This is a genomic window from Pseudomonas sp. S2_A05 (assembly GCF_054668485.1).
Genome location: NZ_CP162775.1, coordinates 1907623 through 1920059 on the forward strand (window position 1 = coordinate 1907623; position 12437 = coordinate 1920059).

At 58.3% G+C, this 12437-nt stretch carries 6 protein-coding genes, 1 tRNA gene and 2 pseudogenes; 5 read left to right on the top strand and 4 right to left on the bottom strand.

What is annotated here, in order from left to right; translation table 11 throughout:
* Positions 1-316: 316 nt before the first annotated feature.
* The 5 genes and pseudogenes from AB4O12_RS08850 (at position 317) to AB4O12_RS08870 (ending at position 6995) form a co-directional block, all read left to right on the top strand.
* Positions 317-2590 carry a hypothetical protein gene (locus AB4O12_RS08850; protein WP_460061456.1) on the top strand — a complete coding sequence of 758 codons (2274 nt, stop codon included), beginning with the start codon at positions 317-319 and terminating at the stop codon, positions 2588-2590.
* A gap of 563 nt (positions 2591-3153) precedes the next feature.
* Positions 3154-3513 (top strand): DUF6124 family protein, encoded by a 360-nt coding sequence (locus AB4O12_RS08855; protein ID WP_150635198.1) that lies wholly within the window; start codon positions 3154-3156, stop codon positions 3511-3513.
* 340 nt (positions 3514-3853) lie between these two features.
* Positions 3854-4098: pseudogene (locus AB4O12_RS08860) on the top strand (type II toxin-antitoxin system ParD family antitoxin).
* Positions 4091-4381 (top strand): type II toxin-antitoxin system RelE/ParE family toxin, encoded by a 291-nt coding sequence (locus AB4O12_RS08865; RefSeq protein WP_016770737.1) that lies wholly within the window; start codon positions 4091-4093, stop codon positions 4379-4381. The pseudogene AB4O12_RS08860 and the gene AB4O12_RS08865 overlap by 8 nt, the downstream one beginning before the upstream one ends.
* A 520-nt stretch (positions 4382-4901) precedes the next feature.
* On the top strand, positions 4902-6995 hold the full coding sequence (locus AB4O12_RS08870) for a hypothetical protein (RefSeq protein WP_460061458.1): 2094 nt from the start codon (positions 4902-4904) through the stop codon (positions 6993-6995).
* Between the two features lie 384 nt (positions 6996-7379).
* Here the strand turns inward: AB4O12_RS08870 and AB4O12_RS08875 are convergent.
* The 4 genes and pseudogenes from AB4O12_RS08875 to fdhE all read right to left on the bottom strand — a co-directional run bounded on the left by AB4O12_RS08875 (position 7380) and on the right by fdhE (position 12435).
* A tRNA-Sec gene (locus AB4O12_RS08875) sits at positions 7380-7475 on the bottom strand.
* 5 nt (positions 7476-7480) lie between these two features.
* Positions 7481-9397, bottom strand: coding sequence for a selenocysteine-specific translation elongation factor (selB, locus tag AB4O12_RS08880; protein ID WP_460062430.1), 1917 nt, complete (start codon positions 9395-9397; stop codon positions 7481-7483).
* A complete protein-coding gene (gene selA, locus AB4O12_RS08885; RefSeq protein ID WP_460061461.1) occupies positions 9394-10806 on the bottom strand; it encodes an L-seryl-tRNA(Sec) selenium transferase in 1413 nt (470 codons plus the stop codon). The genes selB and selA overlap by 4 nt, the downstream gene beginning before the upstream one ends.
* Positions 10807-11509: 703 nt before the next feature.
* Positions 11510-12435: pseudogene (gene fdhE, locus AB4O12_RS08890) on the bottom strand (formate dehydrogenase accessory protein FdhE).
* Between the last annotated feature and the right edge of the window lie 2 nt (positions 12436-12437).

A 12437-nucleotide genomic window follows, 5' to 3' on the forward strand; every position in this document is an offset into this window, starting at 1 on the left:
GCTTAGGAAGGGACGCGGAGCGTCCCCGGCTGCATTCCCACGCAGAGCATGCGATCTTTTGCTTTGGGAAACTGGCGGAAGACAGCCGGAGTCGAACCTGCCCGGGAACGGATGCCGTCTCCAACCGGGTTTGAAGCCCGGCCGCGCCTCTGATTGTGCGTGGGCATCGGCCTGCGCATCTCCAAACGCAGACCTACCGCCCGTCGCAAACCCACCTTCACCTGTCAGATCTGACAGTAGCCAACTTCCCCCACCCGGTATCTGATATCTCCATCCCGGCCAGCCCTCCGTGGCCGTCTCATCAGGAAGGTGTGCGATGGACAATGCTCAATCCGACAACGACGTCATGACACTGCATCCCGTGAAAATATACCTGGCGATCGAGGGCGTGATCAGCGACCCGCCAGCCATACCCCCCATACACGCGTATGGCTTGCCATTGCGGATATTCAGGGAACTCACACGCGATGGAGTCAATGCCGCTGGTGTGCAGGTAGTGGTCGATCCACCTGTGGACGTTGGTCAATATGTCGACATCCGGCTCTACATCAACGGTGTGCAGAGCGGCATTCCACAGCAAGTCGTCAACGAGAGAATGACCTTCTCCGTGTTCCAGAGGGAGTTTCGCGACGGGGTCATCAACAAAATCCAATACATGCTGAAAAGCATCGCCGGCAATGAAAACAAATCCATCGAAGCGTGGGCGCTCTACAACGACACGTCGCCCGGCGGCAATGATGTGCCTGGGACCGGTGATCATCCGGATCTGCTGATCAGCCTGCCCGAAGAGCTTGGAAATCCGGCAGTGATTGACAAGGATCAGGCTGAGAAAGGCGTACTCCTGACGTTCGATTACCCTTATTGCCGAGCCTACGATGCGGTGGAATACGAGATCAATCGCCAGCGTTTCACTCACAGGGTGACGCCGGAAGAAGCCGGCAAGCCGTTCTCGGTGCTGATTGATTCCGACAGGCTGAAAGAAATCGGCAGTATCACTAACTGCCCGTTCTCCTACACCGTGATTGATCAACTGAAAAATCCGACCCACCAAAGCCGCTGGTCGAAGTTCATTTTTGCCAACATTGATCTTGAGCGCACATTTCTGCCCAAGCCACTCTTGCGCGAAATTGCGGACGATGACATGGACGATCCCGCGCTTGTGGACCTCGAAAAACTCGACGGTCGGCCGCTATTGATCGTCATTTCTCCCACTACCTCGCATTTTCAAAAGGGCGACACGGTCAAGGCGTTTTATCGACTGAACGAAGCGGCCGAGAAATCGACTCAACCGGGCGTGATCACCGACAGGTTCGGGGTACTGCAACCCTGCATTCTGGAACTACCCAACGATCAGCTGACTTCCGGCGCACGCTTGCAGGTGCGGTTTGAACTGGAACGGCCAGCGGGCAACGTCATTGGTCATTCCGGAACGGCTGAGGCCGAGATCATTGGCGAAGCGGCGCCGGATCTGCTATCGCCAAAAATCAAACAAGCGCCAGGCAACAGCCTGGATCCGTTTGCGGCGAAAGATGCGCTGACCGCGCTGGTCTTCGATCCTTCCATTCAACTCAATGATGTACTCGTCGTGCGCTGGACCGCCGCTCCAGGCGTTCCCGCCGATGGCTCCGATACCTCGCCGCCTCACGTGGTCAAAGCGCTGGGGACGCAAGAGATTGCGCTGGACAACAAGGTGCTTGCTTACAGTTTCGGCAGGAACGTCACTGTGGATTACAGCAAGACAACCGGATCTGACACCCGGGATTCCCTGCCACTGACACTGAGCGTGCAGGACATTGCCGACGGCCATCCCGGATTGCCCACTCCGGCGATTGATCGGGTGACGGGAGACGTGCTGGATCCGGCGGATTTGTTGCCGACGGATCATACGCGGACGACAGCTTGGCCGTTGATTGCCGTTGGGCAAAGAGTTTGGCTGACGTATACCGAAATCAAAAGTGATGGCAGTACGGGGTTTGTTGAAGAGGCTTATGAAGGGAAAGAAGTGACGGCGGAAGACTTGGGTGGAATACGCCATCCAGTGCCACTGGACAAGTTGCTGATGTTGGAAGAAGACTCAACGCTTGAGATTGAGGTCAAGGTTTCGTTTGATAAAACGGAAAGTGGCTACATAGTCTTTCCGAAGAAAACTTACAAGATAGAGAAAGCATTCGATGACTTGACAACATTCACAAACAACAACATGAATGGATGGAGCTTTAACGGGACAGCGGGATTAATAGGCAATGAAGGTGGAGAGTTCTACGCCCAGTCTCGCTTTGTGAACGAAGAGCAGGATTTAAGCCTGATCAAAACATATGACAATATAAAGCACGGCGAACTTTGCATCTTAAGCCTTGACTACTTGGTTACAAGGGCAACGCAGTGCAAGATTAATCTTTACGTAGGGCTAACAAATCCAATAGCACTTCCCCGCCTAGAATTAGCAAGTATTGGCACTTGGAAGAATGCCGAGCTCGAGTTTTATATGGTATTACCAGTAACCAGCGCTCACCCCATTATCAACATCTCAATTCAAAGCAGCACTGTAATTAAAATAGATAACATTCGACTAAGAGCATTCTCAAAATAAAACCGTTACTTTGGTCATATCATCCATGAATGTGAAATGCGCCTTAAATACTTTCTCTCATGAATTAGCGGGACGTGATCGAGGTTTTTCTGCTGGCCGGGAATGCCCTTTCGCGAGCAAGCTCACTCCAACAGGGGAATGCTTTCCAAATGGGGGAGCGAGCCTGCTCGCGAAGAGGCGATCAGGTTCGGCGCAATTCTTCGTTTAAACGAAACTGTTTAAAAGACACCTCCAGACACGCCTTCAAGGCTACAAATTCTTGCGCCATTGCCTACAGCTACGCCAGAATCCGCCGGCTTGTGCGCCTTGGGGGCGGGTTCTATTGTGTTGCGGTCGCTGACGAATCAGCGATCGGGTTTAGCGATCCGGCACCTTACAGACGCACCAATGCCCAGCCTCGATTGCATTTTTCGATCTGCACTTGATGTCATGGTGGCTGTGCGTGGGAGACCTTCGGGTCTACCCGGGGTTTCTGTGACCCGGATCGCTAACCTGCGTACAGCCGCCACCTTTACTTGTTTAGCGATGAGCCGTGGCGGCTAAATCAACCACGGAGCTTCACCATGATCAAACCCACACCCAACCCACCCGAAACCGACCCCACCTCCCCCTACGAATCCCTCGACTCAAAAAAACTCCACGAAGCCGCCGATCGCGCCCTCGACCACTACCTCTGCCCACCCGGCTCTACCCCGCCACCCTTCAGCCCCCGCGCCATGTACGCCGTCACCGCCGACACCAAAAACGAAGACCTGCTGGCCAACGCCTGCGAAACCCTCGCCTCGGCCAAAACCATCGCCCAGGAATTCGCCGGACTGGTCAAGCCATCGCAGCGCCGGACGCTGATGGGGATTGCGCAATTGATCATGCTCGGGGAACTGGCGGTGAATCGGGTGCTGGATAATCTGGAGTTGCCGGGGTAATGCGGGCCGGCTGAGTTATGCGATGCCCGTGCGGGCCTCTTCGCGAGCAGGCTCGCTCCCACATTGATCCTGGTCGGACGCAAACTTTGCGACCACTGAAGGAACTTGGGGTAGCGAGCCTGCTCGCGATCACAAAGGGACGGATTATTTAACCCGATGGATGTGCTCGGGCAGCAGATTCGGTTGCGGGTCTGAAAATGCAGCCTGCGGCAGTTCGAGTGATATACGCATGAGCTGCCGAAGGCTGTGATTCGTTCTTGTAACGGCTAGGCTCATACTCGCTAGCGCACCATTAGTATGATAATTTGCGCAAAGCTCCCCATCCGCAAAAGGCCCGACCATGGCTACCGTACGAAAAACCATAACCGTGACTGACCAGCAAGACCATTGGATCAAAGCTCAAATAGAAGCGGGACATTACACCAACGACAGCGAATATATCCGCGATTTGATCCGTCGAGAGCAAGAGCGAAACGCTGAACTGGAAACCGTCCGCGCAGCCCTTCGAGAAGGAGAATCCAGTGGTGCCCCCCGGCCATTCGATGCTGATGCTTTCAAAAGAGAATGTTGAGGGCGCATGGCTGAATACCGACTTACCCCCGCCGCCGAAGCGGATCTTGAGGCTATCTGGACCTATACAGCTCAACAATGGGGTTTGGATCAGGCCAATCGCTACATCGACATCCTGACTGCGTCTTTCGAGCAGTTGGCTGATCGTCCCAAAACAGCACCCGCATGCGACGCGATCCGCCCCGGTTACCGACGCTGCAGCGTGGAGAGTCACGTGATTTATTTTCGAATCACCGCCTATGGGATCGCGATAATCAGAATTTTGCATGACCGGATGGAAGCGCAGCGTAATCTCTAACCTTCTCGTATCACCGAAAATCAAAAGATCGCAGCCTTCGGCAGCTCCTACAAATCGATGGAGCTGCCGAAGGCTGCGATCTTTGCTTTTGGAAAACTGGCGGAAGACAGCCGGAGTCGAACCTGCCCGGGAACGGATGCCGTCCCCAACCGGGTTTGAAGCCCGGCCGCGCCTCTGGTCGTGCGCCGGCAAGGGGCAGCGTATCGTCGAAAACAAACCAACCGTCCGTCGCAAATCCGCCCTCCACTGTCAGATCTGACAGTAGCCAACTTCCCCCACCCGGTATCTGATATCTCCATCCCGGCCAGCCCTCCGTGGCCGTCTCATCAGGAAGGTGTGCGATGGACAATGCTCAATCCGACGACGACGTCATGGCACTGCATCCCGTGAAAATATACCTGGCGACCGAGGGCGTTATCAGCGACCCGCCAGCCATACCCCCATACACGCGTATGGCTTGCCATTGCGGATATTCAGGGAACTCACACGCGATGGAGTCAATGCCGCTGGTGTGCAGGTGGTGGTCGATCCACCTGTGGACGTTGGTCAATATGTCGACATCCGGCTCTACATCAACGGTGTGCAGAGCGGCATTCCACAGCAAGTCGTCAACGAGAGAATGACCTTCTCCGTGTTCCAGAGGGAGTTTCGCGACGGGGTCATCAACAAAATCCAATACATGCTGAAAAGCATCGCCGGCAATGAAAACAAATCCATCGAAGCGTGGGCGCTCTACAACGACACGTCGCCCGGCGGCAATGATGTGCCTGGGACCGGTGATCATCCGGATCTGCTGATCAGCCTGCCCGAAGAGCTTGGAAATCCGGCAGTGATTGACAAGGATCAGGCTGAGAAAGGCGTACTCCTGACGTTCGATTACCCTTATTGCCGAGCCTACGATGCGGTGGAATACGAGATCAATCGCCAGCGTTTCACTCACAGGGTGACGCCGGAAGAAGCCGGCAAGCCGTTCTCGGTGCTGATTGATTCCGACAGGCTGAAAGAAATCGGCAGTATCACCAACTGTCCGTTCTCCTACACCGTGATTGATCAACTGAAAAATCCGACCCACCAAAGCCGCTGGTCGAAGTTCATTTTTGCCAACATTGATCTTGAGCGCACATTTCTGCCCAAGCCACTCTTGCGCGAAATTGCGGACGATGACATGGACGATCCCGCGCTTGTGGACCTCGAAAAACTCGACGGTCGGCCGCTATTGATCGTCATTTCTCCCACTACCTCGCATTTTCAAAAGGGCGACACGGTCAAGGCGTTTTATCGACTGAACGAAGCGGCCGAGAAATCGACTCAACCGGGCGTGATCACCGACAGGTTCGGGGTACTGCAACCCTGCATTCTGGAACTACCCAACGATCAGCTGACTTCCGGCGCACGCTTGCAGGTGCGGTTTGAACTGGAACGGCCAGCGGGCAACGTCATTGGTCATTCCGGAACGGCTGAGGCCGAGATCATTGGCGAAGCGGCGCCGGATCTGCTATCGCCAAAAATCAAACAAGCGCCAGGCAACAGCCTGGATCCGTTTGCGGCGAAAGATGCGCTGACCGCGCTGGTCTTCGATCCTTCCATTCAACTCAATGATGTACTCGTCGTGCGCTGGACCGCCGCTCCAGGCGTTCCCGCCGATGGCTCCGATACCTCGCCGCCTCACGTGGTCAAAGCGCTGGGGACGCAAGAGATTGCGCTGGACAACAAAGTGCTTGCGTACAGTTTCGGCAGGAACGTCACTGTGGAATACAGCAAGACAACCGGATCTGAAACACGGGATTCCCTGCCGCTGACACTGAGCGTGCAGGACATTGCCGACGGCCACCCCGGATTGCCCACGCCGGCGATTGATCGGGTGACGGGAGATGTGCTGGATCCGGCGGATTTGTTGCCGACGGATCATACGCGGACGGCGGCTTGGCCATTCATTGCCTTGGGGCAAAGGATCTGGCTGACGTATACCGAAATCAAGAGTGATGGCAGTACGGGAATTGTTGAAGAGGCTTATAAAGGGAAAGAGGTGACGGCTGAGGAATTGGTCGGAATACGCCATCCAGTACCACTAGACAAGTTGCTGATGTTGGAAGAAGACTCGACACTTGAGATTGAGGTGAAGGTTTCGTTTGATAAAACTGGAAGTAGCTACATATCTTTTCCAAAGAAAATTTATAAGATAGAGAAGGCATTCGACGACCTAACCACCTTCACTAACCATGACATGAATGGATGGAGCTTTGGCGGTGCGGCGGGAGTAATAGGAAATGAAGGTGGAGAGTTCTACGCCATGTCTCGCTTTGTGTACGAAGAGCAGGATTTAGTCATGCGAAAAACGTATGACAATGTAAAAAGCGGCGAACCTTGCAGCTTGAGCTTTGACTATTTGGTTACGAAAGCATCAGGTTGTAGAGTTAGTCTTGGCATAGAACAATCATATCCCATAACACTTCCCCCCATAATGTTTACAACAATAGGCGCTTGGAAGGATGTCGAAATCAAGTTCTATATGGGATTACCAGGAACCAGCGCTTACTCCGCTCTCACTATTTCAAGTCAGAGCAGCGCAGTAATCAAAATTGATAACATTCGATTAAGGACATTGCCGAGATAGTATCGTTGCCTTGGTCTCATCGCCATGAATGTGCAATACGCTTTATATACTTTCGCTCATGACTTATCAGGGCGTAATTGAGGTTTTTCTGCTGGCCGGGAATGCCCTTTCGCGAGCAAGCTCACTCCAACAGGGGAATGCTTTCCAAATGGGGGAGCGAGCCTGCTCGCGAATGCGGTGGGTCAATCCCTGAGATGTCGACTGATATACCGTTTTCGCGAGCAGGCTCGCTCCCACATAAGTTCGCGGCTGCCTCTGAATAACTGGCGAACCAAACGGGCCAGACTACGTTTCTCCTGCATTCAGAATCAAAAGATCGCAGCCTTCGGCAGCTCCTACATCGATTTGTAGGGCTGCGGAAGGCTGCGATCTTGCTTGGGAGACTGGCGGAAGACAGCCGGAGTCGAACCTGCCCGGGAACGGATGCCGTCCCCAACCGGGTTTGAAGCCCGGCCGCGCCACCGGGCGCGATTGTCTTCCTGAACTCAGGGTGCGCAAGCGTCAGCCAGCGCGTTGTCGGGGCGGATCTGGCGGGATTCGCCGAGCCGGCGGGTCAGGCCGAGTCGGTCGAAATATTCCAGATACTGAATACAGCGTTTGCGTCCCAAGCCTAGCGCATCACGGAAAGTTGTCACCTCAATCGCTGGATTTTCTTCGGCGAGTTTCAGCAGTAGCGCCGCCATTTGCCGCAGGACGATGTCGCTGATAAACAGGTCGCGCACCACCTGGTGCATCAGGCCCAGCCGTGCGAGTTTGCGCAGCAGCAGGCGGACACTGGCGTCGTCTTCGCCGAGAATTTTCGCCGCGTCGCGCACCCACGGTGGGTCGAAACCGGCCTCTTCGAACAACGGCTGTAATTGCTGCCAGAGGATTTCGTCGTCGGCATTCAGGCGCACCTGATGTTCGGGCAGGTGCAGCCAGGGGCCGCTGGCGAGAATGGTGCCGGCGTTGAGCAGTTCGTCGAGCAGGCTGATGAACGTCGAGCGTTCCAGTGCCAGCGCGCTGAAGCGGCGCAGGCGATCACGGTCCGGCCCCATCTGGTCGGGTTCCTGTTCGTGGAATCGCGCCAGTTGCTCGAGCAAAGTGAATTTCAACTGGCCCCAGCGCTGCACGTTGAACAGCAGCGGGCCTTGGCGGGTGTCGATCAGGCGGATATTTTCCGCCAGCTTCCACTGCGCGCGCGGGCGGTTGAACTGGCGTTCGAGGCGTTGCGGGTCGAGGCCGCCGGGGCTGTGGTTGAGCAGTGCCGGCAAGCCCTGTTCGAGGCTGACGCTGAGCGCGAGGGTTTGCAGTTGCGCGAGGCGTTCCGGGCTGCGGCGTTGGCGCGCCGGGGCGAACGGGTCGAGCACAACACCGCCGCCGAGGGTGCGCTGGGCGCTGGCGTCGCGCAGGATCAATCGATCGCCTTTCACTGCGTGCACCGGCGCGTTGATCAGCAGTTGCGCGAACATGCGCTCGCCGGGACTCAGGCGCGGGCCTTGCAATAAAGCGACGCGGGCGATGACATCCTGGGTGCCAAGGTGCAGATGCACCGGGTGAAAGTGTTCGAAGATGCGCGCGCCGGGCAACAGCTGAAAGTCGATGTCGATGCGCTGGGTCGGGGCATGCAGCCAGTCCGCAAGCAGCCATTGGCCACGGTGGATTTGCGCCAGTTCCAGACGATCGCCGCTGAGGTTCAATGCCACGCGTTGACCAGCGAACGCTCGTTCAGCGGCTTGGTTTTGCGCGTGCAGGCCACGGATGCGCACCGATTTGCCCGCAGGCCCCAAGACAAGTTTGTCGCCCACCGCAACCGTGCCCGACAACGCCGTGCCCGTGACCACGATCCCCGCACCCGCGACGCTGAAAGCCCGATCAATCGCCAGACGAAAGCCGCCTTCGCAACCACGCGCCTGCACCTCGTTGTGTGACTGCAACAACGCCGCGCGCAATCCATCGACGCCCTGCCCGCTCACACTCGACACGGTAAAAATCGGCGCATCAGCAAATGGTCCGGGCGCGAGCAGGTCCAGGACCTGGCGCTGCACCTCTTCCACCCTGCCCGCTCCCGCCCGGTCGCATTTGGTGATCGCCACCAGCGCGCGCGGGATGCCGAGCAGTTCGACGATCGCCAGATGCTCTCGCGTCTGTGGCATCACGCCGTCGTCGGCCGCGACCACCAGCAACACCAGATCGATGCCCTGCGCACCAGCGAGCATGTTGTGGGTGAATTTTTCGTGGCCGGGCACGTCGATGAAGCCGGTCAGCCCGGAGCCCGCTGCGAGTTCGGCGTAGAGATAACCGAGATCGATGGTCATGCCGCGTTCGCGCTCCTGCGGGCGGCGGTCGCCGGTTTGCCCGGTCAGCGCCTGCAACAGCGAAGTCTTGCCGTGGTCGATGTGCCCCGCCGTGCCGACGATCACCGGTCGACCTGCAATTGCGGCAACTGCGCCAGCCACCCTGGCTCATCGTCGAGCTGGCGTAGATCGAGCCACAGCGCATCGTCGCCGATTCGCCCGAGCACCGGGATCGGCAAACCGCGCAACGCTGCTTCGAGATTGAGCAGATAACGCCCGCGCCAGCGCTTGGACACTTGCGGGCGGCAACACAGCGCTGCACTCGGCAAGCGCGCCACCGGTTGGCTGCCGCTGCCGATCATGCCCAACGCCTCGACCGCGCTGACCTGCCAGACCTCGCCCAACACCTCGGCGAGCAACGGTTGCAAACGCAGAGCCTGAGCATGAATGTCGGCCTGGGGCCGGGTCAGCAGGCGCAGGCTCGGCAGACGCTCGGCGAGGCGATCCGGATCGCGGTACAGACCGAGCACCGCCTCCAGCGCGGCCAAGGTCAATTTGTCGACCCGCAGTGCGCGCTTCAGTGGATTCTTCTTGATCTTCGCGATCAGTTCTTTGCGCCCGACGATCAACCCGGCCTGCGGCCCGCCGAGCAATTTGTCGCCGCTGAAGGTGACGATGTCGGCGCCATCGAGCAGCGCCTGCCGCACGGTCGGTTCCGCCGGCAGGCCCCAGCGCGTCAGGTCGAGCAGACTGCCGCTGCCCAGATCTTCCAGCAACGGCAAGCCATGAGCGTGTGCCAACTCGGCCAGTTCCGCAGTCGCCACCCGCGCGGTGAAGCCTTCGATGCTGTAGTTGCTGGCATGCACGCGCATGATCAACCCGCTGCGCGGACCGATTGCCGCTTGGTAATCCCGGGCATGGGTGCGGTTGGTGGTGCCGACTTCGTGCAGGCGCACGCCGGCCCGGGCCATGATGTCGGGGATGCGGAAGGCGCCGCCGATTTCGATCAGCTCGCCACGGGAGATGATGCCTTCCTTGCGCGCGCCGAGGCTGTTGAGCGTGAGCAGCACGGCAGCGGCATTGTTGTTGACCACGGTGACGGCTTCGGCGCCGGTCAGTTCGCGGATCAGGCCTTCGATCAGATCGTCCCGATCACCGCGCTTGCCGCTCGCCAGATCGAACTCGAGATTGAGCGGATAGCGTGCAGCCGTTTGCACTGCTTCGATGGCTTCTTCGGGCAGCAGGGCGCGGCCGAGATTGGTGTGCAGCACCGTGCCGGTCAGGTTGAACACCCGGCGCACCTGACTGCGCTGCTGTTGCGCCAAGCGTTCGCCGACGCGGCCGGCGAGCACTTCGGGGCCGATTTCCACGGCCGCCAATTGCCCGCTCAACACGCCGGGCCGCAGCTCATCGAGCAACTGACGCAGACCAGTCAGCAACAAATCCCGGCCGTAACGCTCGGCCAACGGCGCGCACGCCGGATGACGCAACAACCCATCAATGGACGGCAACCGCAGGGCAACGCTGGAAGACATCAGCCACTCCTGATTTGACCGAAACAGGCCCTTTTGGGAGCAAGCTTGCTCCCAAAAGGGTTTCAGAAGTGTAGACGCACTGCCGGAGCTAGCCTGCTCGCGAATGCGGTGTGTCAGTTGGTGTGGATGTGGCTGACCTGACGCCTTCGCGAGCAGGCTCGCTCCCACAGAGAAATTCGGGGCTGACCGGGCTTTGTGATTCGGCACACAAGCCAGCTCCCACAGGGATTCGGGGCGGAATGAACATTGTTGGTCACCACAAAACCTGTGGGAGCGAGCCTGCTCGCGAAAGCGGTGTGTCAGTCAATGTGGATGTGGCTGACCTGACGCCTTCGCGAGCAGGCTCGCTCCCACAGGGAAATCCGGGGCTGACCGGGCTTTGTGATTCGGCACATAGACTTGTGGGAGCTGGCTTGCCAGCGATTGCGGTGGGTCCGTCAAAGAAGGCGGTGGATGTGCCGACCGAATCGCTGGCAAGCCAGCTCCAACAGGGATTCGGGGTGGAATGAACATTGTTGGTCACCACAAAAACCTGTGGGGAGCGAGCCTGCTCGCGAATGCGGTGTGTCAGTTGGTGTGGATGTGGCTGACCTGACGCCTTCGCGAGCAGGCTCGCTCCCACAGAGAAACCCGGGGCGGACCGGGCTTTGTGATTCGGCACATAAACCTGTGGGAGCACACCCCCTTCCACAATTTGCTCTGGTCAGTCGTCTCCCGGCGCCAGCAACAGATTGGGCGCCAGACGCTGATAGCCGTCCTGGGCCAGACGCATGTCCAGCAGCAAACTGCCGAGATCCGCCGACAACGCCTCGGCTTCGGCGTCGTTCTCCAGATAGAGCAATTTCAGGTAGCTGTTGCAACTCGGGCAGACTTCGGCGCGCAGCGGCGCCTGTTCGGCGCTGTGCCGGTCGTCTTCCTGGCTCAGATACTCAAGGCCTTTGCTTTGCTCGCAATACACGCACTTGACCCGCACCACATGCCATTCGCAGGCGCACAGCGAACACACCAGATAGCGCAAACCGTTGTGCTTGCCGCGATGGCGAATCACCCCGGCCATGGCCGGCGAACCACAGGCCGGGCATTGGCTGAGGCTGTCGCCAGGCTTGAGTTGCAGATTTGGCACACTGAGCAGCCAGTGGCTCCAGGCGGTTTGCAGCGCGGCGCCGAGAAACGGCACCAGCGCCGCCGGCACCAGCGAATACTGCCCACTGACCAGCGCCACCGCCCACGCGCGCAACTGGCCGGAACTGGCCCCGCGCAGAGTGTCCAGCGCGTCGATCACTGCAGGTTGATCCGCTGGCGCACAGCGCTGCAGCAAGGCGTCCAGCCACGGCTGCCAGGCATCTTCGCGCACCAAGGTATCTGCCGCGAATGGTGGCAGACCGTGTTGCTGACAGGCTTCGAAACGCTGCGCATCAAACGGCGCGGTGAGCGGCGGATCGTCGAAGACCTGCTGCTGCGCCCGGCACAACCCGGCCATCAGCCGCAGATAATCCGCCAACCCATTGCCCTCGGCCAGACGCTCGAGGCGCTCAGCGCGCAGGACAAACAGGTTACGTGGCGGCAGATACAGAAACGGCGGCGAACTGGCCGCCGCCTCGATTTCCCAGGTTCGAGAATGCTTGGCAAAA

Bases quoted from the DNA above. Each gene is read 5' to 3' on its own strand.
- AB4O12_RS08850 (WP_460061456.1), top strand. From the start codon at position 317: ATGGACAATGCTCAATCCGACAACGACGTCATGACACTGCATCCCGTG.
- AB4O12_RS08855 (WP_150635198.1), top strand. From the start codon at position 3,154: ATGATCAAACCCACACCCAACCCACCCGAAACCGACCCCACCTCCCCC.
- AB4O12_RS08865 (WP_016770737.1), top strand. From the start codon at position 4,091: ATGGCTGAATACCGACTTACCCCCGCCGCCGAAGCGGATCTTGAGGCT.
- selA (WP_460061461.1), bottom strand. From the start codon at position 10,806: ATGTCTTCCAGCGTTGCCCTGCGGTTGCCGTCCATTGATGGGTTGTTG.